The sequence below is a fragment of the Alicyclobacillus sp. ALC3 genome (assembly GCF_028751195.1).
GTDB lineage: Bacteria > Bacillota > Bacilli > Alicyclobacillales > Alicyclobacillaceae > Alicyclobacillus_L.
In genome coordinates this window covers 1,495,388-1,517,612 of sequence record NZ_CP066784.1, presented here as the reverse complement: position 1 = coordinate 1,517,612, position 22,225 = coordinate 1,495,388, and the positions used below count along the sequence as shown (strand labels likewise).

26 protein-coding genes and 1 pseudogene are annotated in these 22,225 nt (G+C 48.7%); 16 read left to right on the top strand and 11 right to left on the bottom strand.

What is annotated here, in order from left to right:
* Positions 1 to 60 precede the first annotated feature (60 nt).
* A complete protein-coding gene (locus tag JC200_RS07235) occupies positions 61 to 288 on the top strand; it encodes a hypothetical protein (RefSeq protein WP_274435581.1) in 228 nt (75 codons plus the stop codon).
* Positions 289 to 1,481: 1,193 nt separating this feature from the next.
* Here the strand turns inward: JC200_RS07235 and JC200_RS07230 are convergent.
* The 8 genes and pseudogenes from JC200_RS07230 to JC200_RS07205 all read right to left on the bottom strand — a co-directional run bounded on the left by JC200_RS07230 (position 1,482) and on the right by JC200_RS07205 (position 5,800).
* A complete protein-coding gene (locus tag JC200_RS07230) occupies positions 1,482 to 2,048 on the bottom strand; it encodes a GNAT family N-acetyltransferase (RefSeq protein WP_274435579.1) in 567 nt (188 codons plus the stop codon).
* On the bottom strand, positions 2,045 to 2,269 hold the full coding sequence (locus JC200_RS07225) for a hypothetical protein (protein WP_274435578.1): 225 nt from the start codon (positions 2,267 to 2,269) through the stop codon (positions 2,045 to 2,047). The genes JC200_RS07230 and JC200_RS07225 overlap by 4 nt, the downstream gene beginning before the upstream one ends.
* 371 nt (positions 2,270 to 2,640) lie before the next feature.
* Positions 2,641 to 2,856, bottom strand: a complete 216-nt coding sequence (locus JC200_RS07220; RefSeq protein ID WP_274435576.1) for a hypothetical protein — start codon at positions 2,854 to 2,856, stop codon at positions 2,641 to 2,643.
* Between the two features lie 1,073 nt (positions 2,857 to 3,929).
* A pseudogene (locus JC200_RS24395) lies at positions 3,930 to 4,169 on the bottom strand (GNAT family N-acetyltransferase); the annotation flags it as partial.
* Positions 4,170 to 4,181: 12 nt separating this feature from the next.
* The gene (locus JC200_RS07215; protein WP_274435574.1) at positions 4,182 to 4,502 is read right to left on the bottom strand and encodes a GNAT family N-acetyltransferase; all 321 of its coding nucleotides are present in this window, start codon (positions 4,500 to 4,502) and stop codon (positions 4,182 to 4,184) included.
* Positions 4,503 to 4,600: 98 nt separating this feature from the next.
* Complete coding sequence (locus tag JC200_RS07210; protein WP_274435572.1) at positions 4,601 to 4,840, bottom strand: hypothetical protein; 240 nt, start codon at positions 4,838 to 4,840, stop codon at positions 4,601 to 4,603.
* Between the two features lie 133 nt (positions 4,841 to 4,973).
* The gene (locus tag JC200_RS24390) at positions 4,974 to 5,219 is read right to left on the bottom strand and encodes a DUF7010 family protein (protein WP_443111877.1); all 246 of its coding nucleotides are present in this window, start codon (positions 5,217 to 5,219) and stop codon (positions 4,974 to 4,976) included.
* 368 nt (positions 5,220 to 5,587) lie between these two features.
* On the bottom strand, positions 5,588 to 5,800 hold the full coding sequence (locus JC200_RS07205; RefSeq protein ID WP_274435571.1) for a hypothetical protein: 213 nt from the start codon (positions 5,798 to 5,800) through the stop codon (positions 5,588 to 5,590).
* 271 nt (positions 5,801 to 6,071) lie between these two features.
* Here JC200_RS07205 and JC200_RS07200 point away from each other — a divergent pair, with 271 nt between their 5' ends.
* The 10 genes from JC200_RS07200 (at position 6,072) to JC200_RS07155 (ending at position 15,959) form a co-directional block, all read left to right on the top strand.
* Positions 6,072 to 6,464 carry a GntR family transcriptional regulator gene (locus JC200_RS07200; RefSeq protein WP_274435570.1) on the top strand — a complete coding sequence of 131 codons (393 nt, stop codon included), beginning with the start codon at positions 6,072 to 6,074 and terminating at the stop codon, positions 6,462 to 6,464.
* A 51-nt stretch (positions 6,465 to 6,515) separates the two neighbouring features.
* The gene (locus JC200_RS07195) at positions 6,516 to 7,418 is read left to right on the top strand and encodes a slipin family protein (RefSeq protein ID WP_274435569.1); all 903 of its coding nucleotides are present in this window, start codon (positions 6,516 to 6,518) and stop codon (positions 7,416 to 7,418) included.
* 612 nt (positions 7,419 to 8,030) lie between these two features.
* Positions 8,031 to 9,059, top strand: coding sequence for an alpha/beta hydrolase family protein (locus tag JC200_RS07190; protein WP_274435568.1), 1,029 nt, complete (start codon positions 8,031 to 8,033; stop codon positions 9,057 to 9,059).
* Positions 9,060 to 9,188: 129 nt separating this feature from the next.
* On the top strand, positions 9,189 to 9,899 hold the full coding sequence (locus JC200_RS07185) for a VOC family protein (RefSeq protein ID WP_274435567.1): 711 nt from the start codon (positions 9,189 to 9,191) through the stop codon (positions 9,897 to 9,899).
* Between the two features lie 94 nt (positions 9,900 to 9,993).
* The gene (locus tag JC200_RS07180; RefSeq protein ID WP_274435565.1) at positions 9,994 to 10,356 is read left to right on the top strand and encodes a MerR family transcriptional regulator; all 363 of its coding nucleotides are present in this window, start codon (positions 9,994 to 9,996) and stop codon (positions 10,354 to 10,356) included.
* A 1,547-nt stretch (positions 10,357 to 11,903) separates the two neighbouring features.
* The gene (locus JC200_RS07175; protein ID WP_274435564.1) at positions 11,904 to 12,599 is read left to right on the top strand and encodes an MBL fold metallo-hydrolase; all 696 of its coding nucleotides are present in this window, start codon (positions 11,904 to 11,906) and stop codon (positions 12,597 to 12,599) included.
* Between the two features lie 15 nt (positions 12,600 to 12,614).
* Positions 12,615 to 13,211: a TetR/AcrR family transcriptional regulator gene (locus JC200_RS07170; RefSeq protein WP_274435563.1), complete on the top strand. Its 597-nt coding sequence runs from the start codon at positions 12,615 to 12,617 to the stop codon at positions 13,209 to 13,211.
* A 271-nt stretch (positions 13,212 to 13,482) separates the two neighbouring features.
* Complete coding sequence (locus JC200_RS07165) at positions 13,483 to 14,424, top strand: ADP-ribosylglycohydrolase family protein (protein ID WP_274435562.1); 942 nt, start codon at positions 13,483 to 13,485, stop codon at positions 14,422 to 14,424.
* A 21-nt stretch (positions 14,425 to 14,445) separates the two neighbouring features.
* Entirely contained in the window at positions 14,446 to 15,222 is a 777-nt protein-coding gene (locus JC200_RS07160; protein WP_274435561.1) for a hypothetical protein, read from the top strand.
* A gap of 50 nt (positions 15,223 to 15,272) precedes the next feature.
* Complete coding sequence (locus tag JC200_RS07155) at positions 15,273 to 15,959, top strand: hypothetical protein (protein WP_274435560.1); 687 nt, start codon at positions 15,273 to 15,275, stop codon at positions 15,957 to 15,959.
* A gap of 676 nt (positions 15,960 to 16,635) precedes the next feature.
* Here the strand turns inward: JC200_RS07155 and JC200_RS07150 are convergent.
* The 3 genes from JC200_RS07150 to JC200_RS07140 are packed head-to-tail and all read right to left on the bottom strand — an operon-like array spanning position 16,636 to position 19,477.
* Positions 16,636 to 18,336 (bottom strand): hypothetical protein, encoded by a 1,701-nt coding sequence (locus tag JC200_RS07150; protein WP_274435559.1) that lies wholly within the window; start codon positions 18,334 to 18,336, stop codon positions 16,636 to 16,638.
* On the bottom strand, positions 18,333 to 19,061 hold the full coding sequence (locus JC200_RS07145; RefSeq protein ID WP_274435558.1) for an ABC transporter ATP-binding protein: 729 nt from the start codon (positions 19,059 to 19,061) through the stop codon (positions 18,333 to 18,335). The genes JC200_RS07150 and JC200_RS07145 overlap by 4 nt, the downstream gene beginning before the upstream one ends.
* A complete protein-coding gene (locus JC200_RS07140; protein WP_274435557.1) occupies positions 19,058 to 19,477 on the bottom strand; it encodes a GntR family transcriptional regulator in 420 nt (139 codons plus the stop codon). The genes JC200_RS07145 and JC200_RS07140 overlap by 4 nt, the downstream gene beginning before the upstream one ends.
* Before the next feature lie 209 nt (positions 19,478 to 19,686).
* Between JC200_RS07140 and JC200_RS07135 the strand changes: the two genes are divergently transcribed.
* The 5 genes from JC200_RS07135 to JC200_RS07115 all read left to right on the top strand — a co-directional run bounded on the left by JC200_RS07135 (position 19,687) and on the right by JC200_RS07115 (position 22,117).
* Complete coding sequence (locus tag JC200_RS07135; RefSeq protein ID WP_274435556.1) at positions 19,687 to 19,986, top strand: DUF2089 family protein; 300 nt, start codon at positions 19,687 to 19,689, stop codon at positions 19,984 to 19,986.
* Positions 19,983 to 20,270 carry a hypothetical protein gene (locus tag JC200_RS07130; protein WP_274435554.1) on the top strand — a complete coding sequence of 96 codons (288 nt, stop codon included), beginning with the start codon at positions 19,983 to 19,985 and terminating at the stop codon, positions 20,268 to 20,270. The genes JC200_RS07135 and JC200_RS07130 overlap by 4 nt, the downstream gene beginning before the upstream one ends.
* A 416-nt stretch (positions 20,271 to 20,686) precedes the next feature.
* Positions 20,687 to 20,941 (top strand): hypothetical protein, encoded by a 255-nt coding sequence (locus JC200_RS07125; protein ID WP_274435552.1) that lies wholly within the window; start codon positions 20,687 to 20,689, stop codon positions 20,939 to 20,941.
* A complete protein-coding gene (locus JC200_RS07120; protein ID WP_274435551.1) occupies positions 20,883 to 21,329 on the top strand; it encodes a DinB family protein in 447 nt (148 codons plus the stop codon). Before JC200_RS07125 ends, JC200_RS07120 begins: the two co-directional genes overlap by 59 nt.
* 83 nt (positions 21,330 to 21,412) lie before the next feature.
* Entirely contained in the window at positions 21,413 to 22,117 is a 705-nt protein-coding gene (locus JC200_RS07115; RefSeq protein WP_274435549.1) for a Type 1 glutamine amidotransferase-like domain-containing protein, read from the top strand.
* Positions 22,118 to 22,225 lie beyond the last annotated feature (108 nt).

Below are 22,225 nucleotides of genomic sequence, written 5' to 3'. Positions count from 1 at the left end.
ATGATGATGGATAATGAAGGTGACACCTGAGGTCTTAACAAATTTCAGGGGGAGATTGGCATGGCAGTAGGCAAAGACGAGTTGCATAGAATGATTGACGGGATCGAGGACCCGAAGGAGCTTCGTTTGGTATTTGAAGCAATTCACTCGATTGTGGATGGTCACGGGGAGCATCGTGATTTAGATGCATGGCAAAGAGGCGAGATCGAACAGGCATTGAAAGAGGCGGATGAAGAAGATTTTGCGAGTGTAGAGGAAGTAGAGCGGTTTACGGATAATTGGCTGTAGCAAAGGTGAGATGGCTACGCAAGGCACTCGACAACCTGGAACACGCGAAGAGTGTCCTAGTTTTCGACGTTTTCATCATTTTAGTCTGTGTGGGTGAACAACTTTCCACCGAAGGACCTCGCCACAATTAGCGCAGACATATGCAATGACTTCGCTGCTAGGAGGTCTGAACAAGGTCCTAGGCACCTTAGTGATTCGTGACTGTCTAAATGTGCCTGTAACTACCTCTTCGCTACCACACTCTGGGCACTTTTTTCTATTGAGTGTGTTCACTTCATCTGATTCAACAGTCAGCCCGTCGTTGAGATCCGCCGGGACACTCTCTAAATCCGGACTGTTCAACACGCCATCTATGCAGGCACGGGAGCCACCAACGTATGTCCAATACAAATCCACATCAGTTGCAACACACCACGACTTGTCCTCAGGGAACCAATATTCAGGGGGCTCACTATGGTGCTCTGAAATGCCGCGACCGTCTATATCTCCAATGTCACCGCAATACAAAAGGTAATCACGTTGTTGAGATGTATGCACGTGAGGGCGAGACGTTCGATAAACGCCAGCATGCCCCTCCCAGACCAGATACCAGACCTTGTCAGGAGTCGCAGTGAAGGCGACGAGCAAGTTTGCCAAAGCATGGGCTTGATGAACGGGCATTTGAAACGGAACCTGACCATCCCATGGTTTTGGACGACTGACACCATGAACATCCCTGGGAGTTGCGATACACTCGAACTGCATGGCAGGATGATAAACACGACCTGCCCAGTCCGCAATCTCAGCCCAAGACACATACCCGGAGGTGCTCTGAGCGGGATGAAGGATACGTGCGTATGCTTCATAACCTGGGGGGACGACGGAGCCAGCTACGTATTTCTGGAATGGGAAGAGACTACTTACAAGCCAATCGGCTACTCCGATTTCATCCGAAGCCGTGAGCACAAAACAGCCCTCCTCTAAACACTCTAAACCCGTTTAAGTGACGACCTTGCTCAGATAATCCGTCCGGTTGAGTATATACATTATATTATATTTAAGGAGTTTTATTACATATTTCAGAACGTAACCGCATGTATCGTGATAATGAGTACGCATATGAAAATTGCCCACAAGAGGAATAACTTCTGTCCTTCGTGGTTGTTCACTCAACTGCCTCCTTCGCCTAGAGAGAGTGTGTAATTCTTCCGCCCTTAGTTCAATACCAGACGACAACAAAACCGCTCAACACCAGGATATCTCTCACCGAGGGACTGAATTTCGAACCCGTAACCTCGGTAAAACTCAACCGCATCACCGTCCGTCTCGGCAGTTATTTCGGTGAGTTTCTCCGACATAAGAAGTTCGTCAATCATACTTCGACCGATCCCGCAGTTACGCTTGCGTTCATCGACGCCAATGTGTTGGATTTCAGCGGAGACGCCTTCTCTTATGAACCCAATAATACCCAACGCGCAGCCATCTTTGTCGATGTAAACATACAGTTTCGAATTGCCCTGCGAGTACACTTGCTCCAAGATATTGCTGAGCTTCTCATCCGTGGCGGAACCAACTGCATACGACAACAGCTGTCTTATCTGCTCGATTGGCGTGAGGTGATTCCTGTAATTAACTAGCGTCACAATTGAATCCCACTTTTCAAGACCAAGATTCTTCTGGAGCATACCTGCCCGATAGACCCGCAAGCATCCGCCGACTTGCCCTTTATAATAGTGCGACAGAGATGCCCCACTGCTGTTTAGCCCAATCCCCTCACTCACTCACTAACAAACCCTATGCCCCAAAGTATCCAGGCGACAACACACAGTCCACCAGATATATTAAGAAGTGTCTGTGCTGCACCAGACGTTTGCAAATGAAAAAACGGGAAGACGTAGCCCAGTCCAGTCTGGGACGACGTGACGAGGTAGCCAATTACGTAAACGAGGTACACGGTTAGAACAAGTGCCGCTGCTAGAAAGCCCTTCGTTACCTTTGACATTTATATTCCTCATTTCAAGCACGGTAAGAGTCCCGGTGCTCCGCTTGTATATTTATGTATCATCCAGCCTGACTCCTTCTCGGACACACGCCCCCGTTACCGGGAGAATTTAGTTTGATATAACTCGCCGACTAATCAGAGATACGCAATTGATAAGACCCAGACAAAGACACCCCAGATAACATGCCCACGAAAGTGACATACCACATAGTGGGCATCCATACTGCGGTATATTTGGCCAGACCGATTGTCAGCGTAAAGTTAAGCCCAATTAACACTGCACTGCGGAAGAACACGCAAATCAAAGAAGTTTAGGTCTAAACTTTCGTTCCCGTCCGCCTGAAGACATTTCGGCGACATCATAAGCCTTGTCATCGTTTCCGCTCTAACAACTCGATGATTTTGCCTAATCCAATTAACATTCCACCTTCGAAGAAAGACCCCAACAACACATCAATCTCAGAACCCCAGTTCATACCTACGGCGTGAGCGGCACTGAAACGAGCAATGCTGACCACATTCGCTATTAATTCCACGACCATGACAGCAACGCCGAGGAAAAATAAGAACCTGCCAATCATTGACATAAACACCACCCTTGTTAATGAAAGTCACACTATCGAGTCTGCGCCCGTATCGTGGGACTAAGCTGTCCGTTAGCACCATAATATACCGGTTAATTAACATGTATATCCATGCACAGGCGGCTTGTTGCGTTTATGCCCCCGTTAGTCCCAGAATTCACTCTCGTACGATTGTCTAAATCCGTGTACTTTGATAAGCCACTTCACAACATTTGTACCGATATACTTCAGTCACGGTATTGCAGACTAAGCCACTTGCCCCCTTGGCGGACGGCTACCAGGTAGGGGTATTTCCAGAAAGACGAAAGGGGTGTTAAAATTCCCATCAGACAGCCCGCTTCACACAGACCTTGAACAGCATACACTTTGGTTGTAGGCTCTATGGCGTGTCGTAACACAGCGAGATTGGTGGCGATAATGACAGCGATCATTGCTAATCCAACGATTGTGAGGACTTTCGTAGCTGACATGGATCGCGGTGACTTTTTGTGAAGTCTCCAGCGCCCAGCAAATGTTCCTTCTTCTATCATGCAAGTTGAGTTCGCCTTGTCTACTAGGATATTGATCACATTCCTGCGGTAAGAAATGTTCTGAAGTGCAGGTATCCAGATCAGAACGGCAAAGCAGACCCACGGAGTGTCGAATTGAAACCAGTTTGACACAGTCCCATGGATCGATGGTAAACGAGACATTAGGGTCAAAGCCCATACAAGGAACCCGATTAGTACAATAGAATAAATCACGAGATACGATATTCTTGTGTAAGCGTAAATGCGGGCTGCTTTCAAATCGTCCATCATCTACTCCCCTTCCTAATGACGGTTTGACCACCTTGAACACAGCCCGTATTAACTAGTCATCATGACGCTAACGAATGCTCTCGATTGCCGTCTTCTTTGATACAATTGCCCTCATCCCTCGCAACACTGATCATACCATTTATATCCACTGCATTGGAAGGGTCTGTATTGCGGACTTCTGCTCTGTATTCCCATAGTGGCAACGGAGCACCGCCGCATTTTTATGCAATTATCATGTCACTCCGGGTTGTTTCCTGAGGATAATGCCCACCGTGCTCAGTACGATTTTCCGCTTAACTGCTGCCACCTTTCACGGCGTAACACATACTCTACCTCCCTTAACTCTGAATCGTGCTTGGGATTGAAGCGAGGGTACAAGCGAACAACTTCAAATCCTGCACTCTCCATTGATAAACAGGAGTTTGTGTTTCGTTCCCATGCTGATGCTCGTATCTCTTCTACGCCGAGATCTGTAAATGCGTAATCGTAAACAAGTGACCTTGCTTCTCTTGTGAATCCTTTTCTCCATTAAGGTTTTGCAATGCGTTGTGCATCAAATGTGATTAGGCGGTGTTCATCCGATACAAACGGGACGCCAATCCAGTATATTCCGACCATCTTATCTGTTTTGGACTCCCTGATACACCAAGCAAAAATGTCAGGATGATTGGCATAGGTTGCTAAAACAATATCTCTAACTTCATCTACATCAACCGGAATGTTATTACCTGTCCACAAATGCATCTCAGGTTCCAGCATCGCCTCAAACCATTCGGGAGCATCTCGTTTAACATCAATTGGGCGAAGTGTCACCAGTTGTCCTTTGAGACTCGTCATTGGCGTACCCATGGATTCCCTCCTCGTGGGGTTCTTACGTCGCTGCCCTAGAGCTCAATAAAGGTCGCGTATCGCATCGAATATTTATACAACCTCTCAGCAGCTACACTCTATAAGAGCAATCTCCCGTGCAACAAATAGACGAACTCGATTGTCGCCCAAAGAACAATCCAAAGTAAGCCCGGCGCTCGGCGCTCGGTTTGATATAAGTAGATGCCAAGCGCTAAAAAGTTGAAGAAGAAGGCGAAAATCCCCCAACCGAATGGGCTCTTCTCATGTTTTGGTGCATCCGTTGTGACATAGAACAAGATTATAATTGAAATGACGATCCATATCAGTAGTTGGATCATTTGGATTATTTGCCTCCATAGGTCAGTAAGTATTGCCGGTCGTCGGCGAATGTTTATGCAAGCCACAGACGACCCTGCTGCCTCCGTGCAAGCCCCGCTTCGTCAATTCGGGGGAAGTGACCACTCCGCTCAATCACCAATTTACTGAGGGGGTTATAATTGTAGAAAATTCTGCTCCTATTAACTTTGAAACCAACAAGGACAGTGGCATAAGTATCGTCGTACATATGAAAGTCAACAGGTTTCTTGATAAAACATTCTGTATCGGCATGAGCCACACAATGCACACCGCAGTCCAAATAAATACTGATGCAACAATGAAGGACAAGCCTTTTTTGGTCCTGTTAGATATGTCGCTTCTCCACACTTCCAGATCCATAAAAACACCGCCGCTCCCGAATGTTGTGATATCACTCCATTCGCCTCGTGCTACAAGATTCCCAGTTTGGTCGCCTCGGGCAAGTCTGCAAGCTTTTACGTTGAGATATTCCGGTGTTGTCGCCGTTCCTATCCGTCTCGTTACAAGACACAACCCGTTAGGTCAGTAAGACGATGCGGCTTCTACATGCATAATCATTCACCGGTTGTTGGACGGTTGGGGACGATTTACACGTACAGCGTACCATATCTAGTGGAATTTGGGGCGAACGGGGGGGATTTGTTGCCTCGGGGAAGGGGCCCTCGAAAGTCGGCCCCCACGTGCCGGGCCGGCAGTGCGCGACGGAACGGGCAACTGAACTTCCCTTGTTAGGACGTTGCAAGTAGCCCTCCCGCGATCAACTCAAGTTGCCGCCGCGGCGTCAGTCGTTTCTGGTGGGACGCGAACGTCAGATGGTTGTAGGCGTCGTACACCGAGGAGGTCTCGGGCAGTCGGATGGACGCGGTGTCGATCGCGGTGTCGGTGACGCGCTTGCGGTCGAGCGCTGCATCTGTTTTCTTTTTGAAAGTTGCCGAAGGCAACAGTTAAGCCGAGAAATAGATACTCCCGTCGCCTTCACCGACGACTTGCAATTGCAAGCAACATGTACGGGCAAGGACTTCTGGGCCATATTTTCGGGGGCGAGAAAGAGCCCATGCCAAATCTGCATGTAATAATATGGATAATCATGTGGGCGACTGGCTGTGTTTCACATGCTTTCACGGTACTGATGGGAGTCCTATGGCATACAATTGACAGTAAGTTCATATTGTCATAATGTATTATTACAATATATCTTTGCGAGGTGGGTTGGTGGAGGAGTGGAGACTGGATGCAAGAAGTGGGATTCCGCTGTATTTACAACTTAAGCAGCAAATTATCCAAAAAATTGTCCAAGGTGATTGGGAACCAGGATACCAACTTCCAACTGTAAGACAACTAGCAGTTGATATTACCATTAACGTAAATACCGTTAGTCGTGTATATCAAGAAGTCGAAAGAGAAGGGTTTATTCGAACTCAACAAGGCAAGGGCACCTTTGTTCGCCCACAAGAGGAGTGGGCTAAGGGGGCAAATTCCAGAGAAAATTTGGTGAGTAAATTTTCATCCGTAATAGCTGAAATGGCTCACGCCAATGGGATCACACTTTCTGAATTGATTTCCGGTTTGCAGAGTTTAATCGACTCTGGCAAGGAACGTCCCTAGGTGGAAGAACAAACAGATTTGTTTCTATCATTTAGATCGAGGTGGAAATTAATGAATAATCGAAAAGTATCGGGTATCCAAAAATTAGTTGTTATTTGTTTTCTTGTTATCTCGGTTGCATTGGGAGGAGTTCTGTCCATATACCACCACATAGTAACCGGTGTTGTGACTTTTATTATTGTTTCAGTTTTGGGATGGCTATTATCAGATTCTATCAGAGTGGCGAACCAATGGGAGAAGGCCGTTGTCCTTCGATTGGGCAATTTTAGCAAATTGGCTGGACCTGGTCTCTTCAGAATTATACCCTTCGTTGATACTGTTCCAACCTACGTCGATCAACGTGTTGTTACGACACAGTTCAGAGCGGAACAGACTTTGACAAAGGATACTATCCCGGTGAATGTGGACGCTGTATTGTTCTGGATGGTTTGGGATGTGAAAAAGGCGGCCTTAGAAGTAGCAAACTATAGTGAGTCCGTATCATGGGCAGCTCAAACCGCTTTGAGAGATGTGATAGGAAAAACGAATCTAGAAAATCTATTGTCCACTCGAGATACTCTAGATGTAGAGTTGAAGGCTCTCATGGATGAGAGAACGGAGCCATGGGGTATAACCATTCAAAGCGTTCAAATTCGTGATGTTAAGATACCAGGAAGTTTGCAGGATGCCATGTCACGTGCAGCACAGGCAGAGAAAGAACGTACTGCAAGAACAATTCTCGGAGAGGCTGAAAAACAAGTGGCTGAATCATTCGTGGCTGCAGCAGAAATGTACAATAGCAATCCTGTCGCGTTGCAACTCCGGGCAATGAATATACTGTATGAGGGAATTAAAGAGAAAGCATCACTTATTGTTGTCCCAAGTTCATTGGCCGACGCAACAAATATCGGTAACATACTTGCGCTTGCAAATAGTCGCAATTTTGAGGTTGCAAAGAGTGAAGAACACCAATGAATTATTTGACTCTGTTCGCAGGAACTGTTGCTAACGGGTTACGACTTGAAAGTTGTCGATGATCATATGGTGAGAACCCATCCGGTTAGGATTGCGATCGCGATCCTACCATGACGTGGGATGGTGGTAACGCCGTCTTGCGAAGCTCATGGGGCAAAGTAGCCGTGGCTGATAGGGGAATTTGGTCCGGAGCCAGGTTGGAGATGCATGGTGAATGTAAGCGAATTCCTTATGAACCGCGTCACGACAGACAAGGGAAATCCTCTATTACCGTTGTGCCAAAGGCAAGTAGTGGAGGTCAGCATTCCAGAGTTGCTGATTCGCAGTTCCATAAGTATTTCAGATCAGGCGGATTATCCACACCCGTCCATATTTCGACAATGACAGTTGTCTAAAATTGAACTGTCCTTTGTTACACAAACGCTTTATATCTCGAACCTGCGCCTCGTACAGTGCCCATTGCTTGCCCTCGCCGTGGTAATGTTCTTTGATTGCTTGGTTGATATACGGCGTGGTCAGGAGAAAGTCCCGGTATAGCACAGTTTTTGAATCCTGCTCCGTGATTTGCGCGACATTGGCTGTGGCGAAACAGTCGGCAAAGGAGTGCAGAATGTGCAAAGACGAAAAGTGAAGTTGAGGGTGATATGGAGCGGACTGACCGCTTTACTATTGGTTGGAGTAGTGAGTTGTTCCCCACATGATAATGCCATTAAGACTGCAATGGTGTCCCCGTCTCCCTCGAAGAACGAGACAACCACCGCCAACAACAAAACGACGTATTACTCTGGAATAAAGACAAACGGCTCACCTATCTCTGTGACGCGAATCCCAAACCCGAAATTCACCCCTTACGCTGGGATGCCACAGGGCACGAAACTGTATAGTTTGATGTATTGGAGTCAGGGAAATCAGGTCCAAGCATATGTGGTGGTCCCTCCGAGTCGTACGCCGCTGCCACTGCTCGTAAATTTGCATGGTGGATATTTTCTCAAGGGAAAATTTCATACCAACAAGTTCCCAACAGTTACAAAGCAAGTAGCCGAAGACTGGGCAGAAAGTGGATATATAAACTTTCTGCCAAACTATGCGGGTTATGGGCCGAGCGGAGGGGACGTCGGAAGCTCCTATGGGAGTTATTTGGATACAAAATATGGGCTTCAGGCTCTCTCCGCAACTTTTGGTTCGAAAATTGAAGCAAATCATACTGAGCTTTATGGGGTATCAATGGGTGGATTCGTGGCAATGAAACTGGCGGAGACAGATCATCAAGTAAAGGCTATTGTACTAGTCAGCCCATGGCCTGGAGGCAGTGACTTCGTATCATGGATACAATCTCAGCCAAGCAATCAGGTTGACCAATTGAACATGAGCGACTATTTCGCGATATTGAATCGGGAGGGAACGAATAATCATTCAAGCTGGTACGTAAAAAACTCCATTATCTTTAGGGACGTTAAAGTTCCCGTCTTGATCGTTGGAGGGAAAAGCGACCCGATCATCCCCCCAAGTCTGCTAAGCCAGTTGAAAGCCGAATTGTCCAAGTATGATGCGAATGTTGAATTGGAGTTTGTACCTGGAGGGCATGCACCCACCAGTTATCAGGTGGTCGCGCTGTCTACTTTCTTTCTCAATAGCCATTAGGACATGTTGTAGTCGTATCTAGGCATAAGTGCATGAATAATCAGCCTGGAAATGGGCACGTTGTGTAGCTTTAGGGCAGCAGAGGTGAGCAAGACAACCGTGAAGCAAGTCTGAACGGAGGAGAACGGTTTGGAGCTAGACCATGTGGTTCATTACGTTCAGGATTTGGATAAGGCTAGGCATCAGTATCAAGAACTTGGTTTTGTAATGCAAGAGGGTGGAAGGCATTCATATGGAACACAAAACATCGTAACAAGAGTGCATCGCGGTTACATTGAACCCATCACCATCGTCGATTGGGATTTATTGCGAGAGAGACGACCCATGTCTATGTTTAACAAGCTCCAAGAGGTGATCACTGGTGGGGGTGGCGCCATAAGCTTTGGTCTCTCCGTCAGTAGCATTGAGCAGGTAGCTGAACACTTGCGGAATGAAGGTATCAAATTCAATCTACGAGAAAGCTCAATTCAAAGACATGACGGTACATATAAATCCTGGAAATACATAATCCTCGAAGAGGGACCTTCCAAGTGGAACCCCTTCATTATTGATTATGGCGTAACCTGGGAGGAGCGTGCTCTGCGTTACGGCGCAATGGATTATTGGACGATCAGCCGTATAGTCGTTGAAACCCAGGAACCAGAAGAACACGGGCAGTGGGTAGCCAGGATTGTCGGTTCGTCTGTCGCTCCAATTCAGGGTGGAGTGCGTGTTTCCATTAGAAATGGTGACGTGGACATAGTGAACGGCTCAGCAGAACGAATCACACGTGTGCTATTTAAGGAGTCGGATGCCCCAATTGGTCATATCCAAGGACTCAGTTATGGTGTTGATTCGTGAAAATAATCTGTTGCTAACGGGCAGCAGAATGCAGATTAATTTGGCTTGACATGGGGTTAACCCCGTACTCCAACATAGAACCGAGGTGAAGAAGATGAGAATTGGAGAATTCGTTAGAACGTTGAATACCACTCTTGACACGGTGCGGCACTATGAGGAAATTGGTCTCTTATCCCCCGTTAGAAATGACAACAAGAAACACTATTATGATGAACATTTGCAGGCATTTAGGACGATTCAAGAATTAAAGGATGCCGGGTTGTCTCTTGAGGACATCCTCCTCCTGTTTGAACTCAAAGAATCTGTGGGGTGTGGTTCTGAAGTTCTAATACGTGAGGTGACGGCTAAGTTCGAAAACCAAATTGCCACATTGGACGCCCAAATGCAGGCCCTAAGAATTAGACGGGACAACTTACGAGGGACGTTAGATGAACTTAGGCGAGTGACGCAGGAATGATAGGGGTCGCAGTACTGACGTTGTACGGGCTGGTTACGACGATATCTGGGATCGTGGCTCTTCGTAGAACCGGAGTACTCGACATTCCTCGCATTCAAGTGGTTGTATTTATACTTGTTGGAGTAGCCGTGATTGTCGTCGCCATGCTCTCCATAGTTGACCCAGTCGGAGTGTTATGGCTAATTGTAGTGAGCCTTGCATCCCTCCTATCTCGCGTATGGAACGGGTTCGCACTTGGGCGGGTTCACATTACTCATATTTTATTTTTTGGAAGCGTATTGGCATTAGGGATAGCATTAACTCAAGTATGAGTCAATTCATTTGTTACGAAAACGGTATGAAGAAGAGATGTTGGCGGTATTGGAAGAACACGGGGTGTCCCCTGTAACATTCATTGACCTATTGTTGGGTGCTTTAGACGCGAATTTAAATTACGACGGTGTCTCGGAAGGAGTGATGTATATGGTAAATCGTATGCGTTCAGGGATGATCATGGTTTTTTGCGCATTTATGTTGTTCGGAGTTGGCGGGGGAATGTTTCAACGCCTTGACGATCCGATGACTCTCTTTCAAGCAGCGAATAAGGCTCACCTGAGTTCGGAATTCTCCATACTACCGTTTTAATCGTTGGTTGTTTGGCGTTTGTTGTATTCTTGGTCGGTGGCCTGCCGATTTTCTTCATTTCCGTCAAGCGTGCTATTGAAAACAGGAAACGAGACGTATTGGTGCCATCTTTGGTCGCCTTATCCTGCCTTCTGATGTTCATTGTCGGAACCGTAATTTTAGCGGACTGGCACTGGATTCCATTCGCTGAACGCCACTTGGTTGCATTTCTCTTAAGTTACTTGACTCTAGTCACTATTGACTTAATTGTTGGGGCGATTTCGGTCTCGTTTACAATTTCTAGAACGGATTTTCATCACTCAGGACGTGGGTAGCCCGATGTTCATTACAGGCATCATCTGTATGGCTCTCGGAACAATATTCGCTTGGATGGGACTTAGACGAGGAACAATAAATGGATTTGACCAGTTAACACAAGTCTAATTCATGCCAGTGCGCTGTTTGCGCGGGGATATATGATGAAACCCAGCTTGACTAAGCTTCCAGCTCGGTACTGGCTCACGACACTTCTTGCTCTAGTTACTGCTTTTGTTTTCGGTCAGCTCCTCAACATCCATTCGCTTTCCCCGATCCTAATTCTGATCCCGCTTATTATCCTGCCATCCTTACTCGGGATGCTGTGGGGCAGCACTAGGCTATTTAGGGCAATACCCCTTGAAACACAGACCCTTACAGGCCATCATTTGACGCTAGCCATTCGTCGTGCGGCCCGGTGCGCACATTAAGGGGCTGGGCCAGACGAAAATGTCAATCTGGAAGTTATTAGGATCGAACATCATATAGGAGACAAAAGCCCCGTTTTGGAACTTCTATTTTAGGATTGGCATTGTAAAGCAAACACTATTGAATAAACTAATGAAATTAGTTAAATTATAAATACGGTTAGTTCCAGCTGATCTTTGAAGGACAGAGGTGAATGTGTAATGCGAATGATTAAGCAGGGTAATTTGTATCAACTAACGTTTCTTCCAGGCTTTTTTCCAGTGAATTGTTATTTCGTGGACGAACGGGACGGATTGACATTGATTGATGCAGCGCTTCCGAACAGTGCAGATGGAATTGCCACTGCTGCTAGGAAGGTGGGGAAATCAATTCGTCGCATTGTTCTCACCCACGCACACTCGGACCATATCGGGGCGCTGGATAAATTAAAGCAAATGTATCCGGATGTTCCTGTCTATATCTCCCGCCGTGACGCTCGTTTGTTGAGTGGTGACCTGACGATTGATGCGAACGAACCAAAAACCCCCATTAAAGGAGGCGTTCCCAAGCCGCATGCCATTAAAACGACGCCAGACGTGCTTTTAGATGATGGAAGCAGGGTTGGATCGCTGCTTGCCATTTGGACACCTGGACATACCCCTGGATCAATGTCCTTCCTCGATACGCGTACTCAGTATTTGATTGCCGGGGATGCTTTTCAAACGAGAGGTGGTTTTGCTGTAACAGGACAACTGAGACCCCTGTTTCCGTTTCCTGCTATGGCTACTTGGAACAAAGAGCTAGGTATGGAAAGCGCCCACAAAATACGAGTTTATCAACCCGAATTACTCGCCGTTGGACATGGAAACGTGTTAGCTCAGCCAGTGGAGCACATTGATAGGGCCCTTGGAATTTAATGTGGAGGAATCGACATGCCGCAACGAACAAAAATTGACCTCCCCACCATCCTGAAAGCTGCTACCGAGATTGTCGATTCTAAGGGTCTGGAATCCCTCGGCTTGGCGACTCTCGCTCAGAAGTTGGGGATCCGTTCGCCTTCTTTGTACAATCATGTCGATGGACTTCCGGGTTTACGCGTTGAACTCGCCATACACGGATGTTGTCTCCTGAATTCCGTCTTAATGCGGGCGGCGATTGGGAAATCCGGTGACAATGCCGTTTACGCTTTAGCAGAAGAGTATTTGGTGTTCGCTCGCTCACATCCCGGGCTATATGAGGCGGTCCAGCGAGTTTCCGACCCACAAGAAGAGCGGTGGCAACAAGCGGCGCAAAGGTTAGTCGAAACTGTCGTCCAAGTATTTCAGTATTACGGATGGGACGACTATACCTCCATTCATGCGGTACGCAGTTTTCGCAGCATGGTACACGGATTCATCTCATTAGAACAAAATGAGGGGTTTAAAATGCCCATCGATGTGGATGATAGCTACCGTTTCCTGATCGACACATTTCTTCTGGGACTTCATTCGAAAATGCATGCTGCGCAGTGCGCAGTTCAACCGGAATGATCGTGGTGACCACCTGATGTAGTTCAGTGATCGTGAATTCTTCTGCAAGCAAGGTAGAGGTAATTGTCGTGGTCACCACTCCTTGCCACGAATGCCATCGTGGGGGTAGGTCCCAGCATGTCCCGTTTGGGTGCGTTTACCCCGCCTATATTTGTCATAATGATATCATCAAAAATAAATAATCGAATCGAATATTACATATTGACTATATTTATTGCGGAGTGTACAGTTGTCTCAAGGGTTACCACAACTACGCATGGAGGCGATTGTATTGCTAAACAATTCGGATCGTATTCGCGGGGGATTTTGGGGCTTGCTTGTCGGTGATGCACTAGGTGTACCATATGAGTTTCGCCCATCTCACAAGATTCCCGCACATGACGACATTGAGATGGAGCCTCCTGTCGGGTACAACCGGGAGTATCCGCATATCAAGCCAGGGACATGGTCAGACGATGGGGCACAAGCATTGTGCCTGTTAGACTCATTGCTGGAGAAAGAGGCCCTACATATTCGTGATTTTGCAGACCGGCTTGTGAGTTGGAAGGAGAATGGGCTGTGGGCTGTCGATAGACTCGTGTTCGATGTCGGCAATCAGACGCGGGATGCTATCAAGGAACTTAAGGCAGGTGTTTCACCAACCAGATCAGGATTCGTGAACCCGAACGGCAAGGGGAACGGGGCACTCATGCGAGTTTTGCCGCTCGCGCTGTGGCATCAAGGGAATGATGCGCAATTGATCGAAGATGCGCACACGCAAGCGATTGTTACGCACGGTCACATAACCAATCAGGTCTGCTGCGCTCTTTATTGCGTATGGGCACGACGGTTGATGCAGGGACATGATATTGACGCCTCGTATGAACTCGCAATCGCGACCTTACGCGTTCATTACGGTGAAACGTCGGAATACTGGCGCGATCTGGAGACGGTCGTTCGTGCGAGTGAAACCCCGATTACCGACGGAAGTGGATACGTGGTTTCAACGCTGAACGCCGCCCGGTTGGCACTTCGGGAGTCGACTTACGAGGGTGTGGTCAGAAAGGCAATTAGCTTTGGTATCGATACGGACACAAATGCGGCTGTGGCAGGCGGACTCGCAGGTATTCGTGACGGTATTCAGGCAATTCCTTCGCGCTGGCTCGAAATGATGAGGGGAAAAGAGCTTGCACAACCATTGTTGGAACGTCTTGTAACGTTGGTAACCAAGTAAGGAAGAAGGAGGAGCCTCGGTATGATCATCGACTTTGACCAAATCAAACAGGATGCGATGAAGCACAAGATGCAGAGCCACTGCCGTGAGTTTGAAGACTATTACGACTACTGTTTCGTTGATGATTACGAGGAGAAATACGATAGATTCCAAGTTCACTCCGTTCAAGTGGGAGATGTGTTCGTAGGAATATTGGAAGAGAAGGGACGGTTCGTACTCGTATCTGTCCAGTTTTTTAAGGAACGATTCAGTGTCACTCGAATTGGTAATTGGATCGACAAAATGGGCATCCACTTAGAAGAGCACGTTTGTATGAGTGTTGATGTTTCAAATGCGAGCAAAATCGTGGCTGGATTGAGGTTCAAAGGCCGCCCACTTGTTGTGTACGAGAAGGGACAGCAAACACTTCGTTACGACCTGAGTGACAGTGTGGAAGTGAGCGATATTTACAAGAGCTACAACAGTATCGTCAACCCAGCGAGTCGCAATGAAGTCGAAGTCGACCCTCCTTGTAAAGCAACTATCTTCTATGATGGGGAACGAGTTTATTCTGTGCCAAGGATTGAATTTGACCTGTCACGGGATGTGATCATATCGAACGGGCAGGTGATTGTTGCCGATTACATTGAGGATTACTGTGGAACGATTGGGTTTTGGCAGGAAGACAATGCGGCGCTTCCAGTAACCTTCTTTTACGATGATGAGACTCCGATATATATCAATATCCGAACTAGGCAGGGTGGGTCCAAGGTCTGTGTGATTGAACAGGATTACAAGGTTCAATATGATGAATTGTGAAATGCTAGATCGATTGAACTCCAATTTAACGGTACAGAAGGGGTAATTGCATGTTAGAGCTGAACGAACTCAAAAATATGTGTCAACCAGTCATCGACGGGAAAGCGTATTATCGCCCACTGTTGTGTAGGGATCTCCAAGCCACGATTTCTATATTTATTGTAGGTATTAATCCTGCTACCCCAATTACACCAGAAGAAATGGACTTGGATACATACGCACGATTGATCACCGACTATGATGCGTTCATTGAGTACTACAGAGACTTACGAAGACAGAGAGGAAAAACGAGACTATCCCCGACGCGAACTGGTATAAACGGTTTGACTAATTGGCTGCAAGCCAACACCGATGTAGGTATTGCCGAGACAAACATGATTAGCTATCCAAGTCAGAAACCGAAGGAACTACGGAATGAACCTGAAGCTGTTATTGAGCGAGCAAAGGAGATCTTTATCCAAGTACTTCTGAACTATCGGCCAAAATTAATCATCGCTCACGGACGAGAGACTTTAAAAATGCTGGGGGAAATGGTAGACACACGTAATGAATTCAATTGGGTAAGGAAAGATGAGCTACAACAAGATGATTTTGTTGGGTTTTCATATCAAAATGGTGAAATTTGCTCGGTCCTTCCCTGTGCCCATCTACGCTATCACGGTCATAGCGGCGGTACGAGGTTCACTCAATTTTATGAACAACTACCGGGTTTTTTACCTACTGCTGTTCGTCCATAGAAGTCATTGCCGGAGCTGATGGTTGCAACGTGATAACGGGAGTCGGAGTGCTGACGTAGATATCGATGTTGAAGTAGTGGAAGCAAGTGTGCGTAAGCTGCTCGACAAAGATGTGCGAATAGGGAAATGGGCTATTGCCCCTTTAGGATAGGATCCGACAAACGAAGTTACCGCTTATGAATTTTGTAGTGAAGCGCTCGGAGTCACTGGCAAATGACCAACTGGACGATGCGCAAGAGATGGTCAAGATGAAACACTTAGCCAACACCGCTGCAATCTTGTTGAACTTGGTCGACGAAGCGTACGACCTATTGAGCTACATCAGGGTGTATAGTCGACTGTCTAGTTGCTGCATATTTATATCCAATGACGATCTGTCGCTTTCAATTGCTCTCTCCGACCCGGAGCTACTCAATATGCTGGCACACTACGCCCAAGAGATTCTATCGAGGGGAAAGGAAGCAGAACGGACTTTTGCCGAGCGGACTATCAACTGCCTGAACGAAGCCATCCTCCAAGGTGAACCCTGCAAAATAGGCGATGTCGCAGGAAAGCTAGGTTTCAGTACGAGAACACAAGTGCATTTAATTATGCGTTCAAAAATTGGACAGGAATCAGTCCCAACAAATATATACGATAAGAAGCAATGGCACGAAGAACTTGCACTGTGCGCTCCTCACATTCGTTGCCGTAAAGGGTTGGTGAATACGACATGCAAGTTTCTTGCAGCTGTTCTGACAAACCAAATCGCCAAGGGAATGCCAATAACCAGTGTTAGTGCGATGATGATCCAATACTGCGAGCCGAGCAACCACGAGTGTGGGTCGGTGAATGCATGTGCGCTGTGGACGCCACGGGTCGACATGACCCAGATGGATACAAGAACTGCGACTTGCAACCACGCACTCAGCCTGCGCAACGCGTACGAAGACGTCTGCAGGATAAGCTGAAGCAGCGGGAACAGCGCGATGGAGAGCAGGGACGCTCGACCGAAGGCCTCAGCGGCCAAATGGTAGTCGCTGAGCGGCAAGGGGTCAACCAAGCCGCGGACGAGTATCCCAAGCCAGATACCTGATTCAGTGAACACGACCAGTGCGCCCCACCGAATCCACCAAGCGGCAGAGGAAGCCACGAGGATGGCTGCCCGTGACAGCGGGTACCCCAGTAGCCACCCGGCTGACGTTTTAAGCGTGCGGCCGAAGGCGCCACTTACGCCCATCCACATGGTCATGCCTGCACCAAAGAACAGGAAGGCGGTAGGGAGGTCGACGACATGACTTTGTCGGTGAACGACCAGTCCAGCAGCAAACCCGAGTATCGGAAGCAGGAGAGCGAACATTTTCAGCCGGACGTCGGCCCCAGCGCCAAACCAGCGGAGAGGACTCGCCTGGAGTGAGAACAGCGCAAAGAACCGAGGGGCCGGGCGTTTTGCCATCTGCTCATACCAGTACAGCCACGCAGCACCGGGCACCGAGCGATTTGATGCAGCACCGACACCGGGATGTCCTTGCGCGAGCGATGGCGCGAGGTCAGTATCCATCTCGGTCTTCAAGTCTCGGCGCCACCGGCGTGAGTTAATGGAGGCTGTATCTGCAAACGGACGTGATGCAGTGGACAAATACCTAGCGGCCGTCCAGAGCAGGAGGGCCGACACAGGCCAGCCAACGATGAACAATGCGCCAAGCGTATACAACCACGGGGTCAAATCTCCACTGCGGGCGATGGCCCAGAGCGCCTGCAACAATAAGAAGCTTGATACCAGCGTCCCAAATACAGTTAACTGTAGAACTTTGGACCACATGCCCTCAATTGAAATCAACGCCAGCGTTAAAGCGTTGAGAACTGGGGCCGCAATGACTACCGTCACGATGGTGAGCACCGCATACAAGAGGAGCGATTTGTTCGGCGCGAAGTGCGCCGGGTGAAGAGCCCAGCCCACGAGGTATGTGACGGCCGACCAGCTGAACAGAATGCCAAACCAGCGAAGGGCGTTCAAGACGGCGGCAAGCCACTTCGAGAAAATCAACGCCGAGCGGGGATACGGAAAGCCGAGCCACCAGTCCCTGAATCGTGAGCGAGAGACGCCAAGCGAGACCGCAAGGCCCACGAAGATGCAGCCAACGACCCAAATTGTCAACACCAAGGCGAGCACATCTTCAGCCTGAGCGAGTAACTTGGCGGCGGTCAATGTGCATGCAATCAGGAAAAGCAGCATCGCCACCGTACTCCGGGAAAGCCACCGGCTACGACCCTCCATCTTGCGTTTTGTGATCACGAAATTTGTCCCGTACCAGCCCATTTCGAACGCGGTCAACGTGCGTATGTCTGAAAGCATCACCGCTTGTTGGCGACCGTCGCTCACGCTTGTCGTGTTCATTCAAACGCCTCCCGGTAACAGGCTTCAACAGACGAAGACTGCGCACGCAGTGTCTCCACTAGGTGATTTCCGCGAATGCGACCTTGGCCAACGAGCACGACCCGGTCGAACAGGTTTTCCATCTCCACCACGTCATGGGTGGCGATGAGAAATGAGCGGTGACTCTCGGCGAGTTCCCGGATGACGGAATTCACAATCCTTTGCCTCGATATGAGATCGACGCCCGCAAAGGGTTCATCAAGCAGCACGATGCGCGCCTTCCGAGCCAAGCATGTCAGCAACTGGAGCCGCGCTTCTTCGCCGCGCGACAACGCTGCGATGCGGGCGCCAGAGCGAATCTCAAGCTGGTCGGACAGGGTGTGTGCGCGGTCGTGATCCCAATCTGGATAAATTCGTTCTGCAAACGCCATCCACTCACCACAGGTCAGCCAGCCTGGAAGCTTTCCTCTGTCAGGGAGAAAGGCGGTGTCAGCCAAGGTGTTGACGCCAGCGGGCTCGCCGAAGAGGGAAACCTGGCCGGACGAGGGAGGAGAAATCCCTGCGATGATCCGCAGCAGGGTGGACTTGCCGGCTCCGTTCGGCCCAAGCAGACCGGCGATTTCACCCTGTTGGACGGCAAAGTCAACTTCGTTCAAAATCTGCTTGTTCCCGATGTGAAACGTTACCTGATGACAGGCAATGGCGGCCTCGTCCGGTTGTGGGATGGCCCTCGCAGCGTGGGTCATGCATTTTCTCCTCCTTCTCTATGAGCCGCTGGATACTGCGCCAGTTTCAACAGTTCATCGACGGTAATCCCCAGGGACTGAGCGACGCGTTCCAATTGCCCCAGTGCTTGTCGAGCCAGCGCCCGCCGGCTCTCTTCGATGATGGCGGGGTCATCGACAGCGAAAGTGCCTTGCCCTCGGAAGGTGGCAATGAAACCCTGCCGTTCAAGGCTCTGATAGGCTCGCATCACAGTGTTTGGATTGACTCTAAAGTGTGCAGCAAATTCGCGGACAGGAGGGAGGCGCTGGCCGGGTTGTAACTCGCCGCGCGCCAAGCTCGATCGAACGATGTCCTCGAACTGCTCGTAAAGCGGCCGCGAGGAATCCAGCTTTTGATTGGGTGGATGCCAGTACTGCTCCGGTTGCACACGACTCACCCCTTTCCTCCGATGCCATACTGACTCAGGACTTATGATAATTGTATTATATCAATTAATACAATGTGGTCAACATGCTATTGCCTCACTGTCTACATGTCACCGAAATAAATTATATCCATATCACGATGTGTATTGACTTTAATATTGTTTAAATGTAATTTAATATTATTGAATTTTGGGTGGTTGCTGAGAGGATGATGTACGGGATGAAATCTGTGCCACAATGGCTGCTGGGTTTAGACGAGGAAGACATTCAGTTTGCGAAAAATTTTATCCTTGCATCCGGATCACTAAAAAAAATTGCTGAAATTTACGATGTTAGTTACCCCACAGTGAGGTTGCGTTTGGACAAACTGATTCAAAAGATACAGATGGTTGAAGACGCGAGTGCTGAGCCATTCACTGTCTTCGTCCGGGATTTAGCGCTAAGAGACAAAATCGACCTAGAGACAGCCAAGCTCTTGATTGCTAAACATAAAGAGTTGAAGGGGGAGTCACAAGGATGATGCCGTTTCTTGGCCTTTTGCTGACTGGATTGTTTTTGGTGCTGTTTTTGGTGCTGCAAGTGTTTCTTAGTCGCAGAAAGAGCCCAGTCTATGGGCTTGTTCTCATAGTGGCCATTGCTGTTGGCTTAATCGCCTATTTACGGTGGGTGGGGATACAGCATCACTTATTCAGTAGTGTTGTCCTCTTTGTGACGAGTGGTGCAATTTATTTGGATGGTCGAAACAGGGTGCGTTCTAGGCGGGACAGAGAATTAGCGAAGATGACTATTCAGGATTTAGAGTGAGGAGTCCAAGCGCAACCGACCTGCCACCGTTTTCGGTATCCCAAACACACGACGAGACGACCGATTATTGCTTGGTCGTCTTGTTGTCTTACTACCAGACCATGACTGGCTGTGTCGAAACTGGGTCCGTTATTGGGTCTCGGAGTGCATGAAATATGTGGACAGGACATACCTAGAACCTAATATGTGCAGAAACTCGTACCTGAGTTCAGTCGCACCCGCCGGCAAGATGGTGATGATAGATTGGGCCTTTTGCGGAATCGCTGGTGTGGATGAGGAACTGGGAAGGTTCTTTGGGCTTACGCTACACTCGAGCGAGGTGATGCGACCGGACGCACTAAGCCTCATGGTAACCTTATTCCAGAACTACCTTGATGGGCTCAACCATGCGGGCTGGCATGGTGGTTCCACGGCTCATGAATTTTGTAGTGAAGCGTTCGGAGTCACTGGCAAATGACCAACTGGACGATGCGCAAGAGATGGTCAAGATGAAACACTTAGCCAACACCGCTGCAATCTTGTTGAACTTGGTCGACGGAGCGTACGACCTATTGAGCTACATCAGGGTGTATAGTCGACTGTCTAGTTGCTGCAGAAAGGATGGGAACGAACTTGCTTACACTCTTCCGGTACAACTGGCAAGTGCGGGCCGACTGGTTCGATTGGAGTGAAAGCGTGCCGACAGAGGAACTGACACGTCAACGCACAGGTGGTGTCGGTAGTATCCTGCGAACGCTGTTTCATGTTGTAGACGTGGAGCAGGCCTGGATCCTCCAAGGATTACAGGGCAAGCCTGAGTTTCATTACCACTATGAGGACTACGACTCACTCGATGCGGTCAGGAACCTGTCAGACGTCTGCAGCCCACGGATACTGGACTTCGTGATGAACTGGTGCGGAGATTTGGAAAATCGTAAGCTGGATGACTTCACATACGGCGAAGTTCTTCTGCACGTCGTCGCACACGAGATTCATCACATGGGTCAGTTGTCCGTTTGGGCAAGAGAAGTTGGTCGGGAGCCAATTTCAGCGAATGTGATTGGTCGTAACCTCATGTGAACAGTATCGCTGGATAAGAACATTGCTAGGCGGATGCATGTATGTGTCTGCAAGAGTCAGTGATGATGAAAGGAGAATTGTTAATGCGGCAAATCATTGCGATGGGGGGCGGCGGGTTTTCGATGGCCCCAGAAAATCTGTTGCTCGACGAATACGTTCTGCGCCAGACTAACACTAACAGGCCGAAGGTCTGCTTTGTCCCGACGGCTAGTGGAGACGCTGAATCGTACATTGAGCGATTCTACGCTGCATTTCAAAAGCTGGACTGCGAACCGTCTCATCTCTCTTTATTCCATCCACCGACGACGGACCTTGAGTCCTTCGTGATGGAGAAGGACGTCATCTATGTTGGCGGCGGCAACACGAAGAATCTTCTTGCTCTGTGGCGAGACTGGGGACTCGATAGCGTCATGAGGCGGGCTTGGGAGAAAGGCATCGTGATGGCGGGTGTAAGTGCTGGGTCGATATGCTGGTTTGAGGAAGCAATCACGGATTCATTTGGCGTGACGCTGGACCGGCTACCCTGTCTGGGACTCTTGCCCGGATCTAATTGCCCTCACTATGACGGTGAATCAGAACGGCGTCCAACGTTTCATCGCTTACTGCAAGACGACCGGATTGCGCCTGGTCTGGCTGCGGATGATGGTGTGGCGTTCCATTTTGTTGGTACCGAATTGAAGGCGACCGTCAGCTCTCGACCGGACGCTCGAGGATATCGATTGAGGTTGAGTGAGAACGGGGTTCTGGAAGAGGAGATTGTACCCGAGTACCTCGGGCAGCTGGGGTAAGGGTTGCAGATGATTCGAGTGGTCATGCTGTTGTCAGCGAGCTCAACGTACTAATTGCATCTTCGCATTTCGAATGTTTACGGCTGTCGAAATGTGTAATAAAATGCA

Excerpts from the sequence above, each read along its gene's own strand:
- JC200_RS07125 (WP_274435552.1), top strand. The coding sequence starts at position 20,687 with ATGAATTTTGTAGTGAAGCGTTCGGAGTCACTGGCAAATGACCAACTG.
- JC200_RS07150 (WP_274435559.1), bottom strand. The coding sequence starts at position 18,336 with ATGAACACGACAAGCGTGAGCGACGGTCGCCAACAAGCGGTGATGCTT.
- JC200_RS07180 (WP_274435565.1), top strand. The coding sequence starts at position 9,994 with ATGAGAATTGGAGAATTCGTTAGAACGTTGAATACCACTCTTGACACG.
- JC200_RS24390 (WP_443111877.1), bottom strand. The coding sequence starts at position 5,219 with ATGGATCTGGAAGTGTGGAGAAGCGACATATCTAACAGGACCAAAAAA.
- JC200_RS07210 (WP_274435572.1), bottom strand. The coding sequence starts at position 4,840 with ATGATCCAACTACTGATATGGATCGTCATTTCAATTATAATCTTGTTC.
- JC200_RS07115 (WP_274435549.1), top strand. The coding sequence starts at position 21,413 with ATGCGGCAAATCATTGCGATGGGGGGCGGCGGGTTTTCGATGGCCCCA.
- JC200_RS07235 (WP_274435581.1), top strand. The coding sequence starts at position 61 with ATGGCAGTAGGCAAAGACGAGTTGCATAGAATGATTGACGGGATCGAG.
- JC200_RS07220 (WP_274435576.1), bottom strand. The coding sequence starts at position 2,856 with ATGTCAATGATTGGCAGGTTCTTATTTTTCCTCGGCGTTGCTGTCATG.
- JC200_RS07155 (WP_274435560.1), top strand. The coding sequence starts at position 15,273 with ATGTTAGAGCTGAACGAACTCAAAAATATGTGTCAACCAGTCATCGAC.
- JC200_RS07135 (WP_274435556.1), top strand. The coding sequence starts at position 19,687 with ATGAAATCTGTGCCACAATGGCTGCTGGGTTTAGACGAGGAAGACATT.
- JC200_RS07215 (WP_274435574.1), bottom strand. The coding sequence starts at position 4,502 with ATGGGTACGCCAATGACGAGTCTCAAAGGACAACTGGTGACACTTCGC.
- JC200_RS07145 (WP_274435558.1), bottom strand. The coding sequence starts at position 19,061 with ATGACCCACGCTGCGAGGGCCATCCCACAACCGGACGAGGCCGCCATT.
- JC200_RS07175 (WP_274435564.1), top strand. The coding sequence starts at position 11,904 with ATGCGAATGATTAAGCAGGGTAATTTGTATCAACTAACGTTTCTTCCA.
- JC200_RS07225 (WP_274435578.1), bottom strand. The coding sequence starts at position 2,269 with ATGTCAAAGGTAACGAAGGGCTTTCTAGCAGCGGCACTTGTTCTAACC.
- JC200_RS07160 (WP_274435561.1), top strand. The coding sequence starts at position 14,446 with ATGATCATCGACTTTGACCAAATCAAACAGGATGCGATGAAGCACAAG.
- JC200_RS07170 (WP_274435563.1), top strand. The coding sequence starts at position 12,615 with ATGCCGCAACGAACAAAAATTGACCTCCCCACCATCCTGAAAGCTGCT.
- JC200_RS07130 (WP_274435554.1), top strand. The coding sequence starts at position 19,983 with ATGATGCCGTTTCTTGGCCTTTTGCTGACTGGATTGTTTTTGGTGCTG.
- JC200_RS07195 (WP_274435569.1), top strand. The coding sequence starts at position 6,516 with ATGAATAATCGAAAAGTATCGGGTATCCAAAAATTAGTTGTTATTTGT.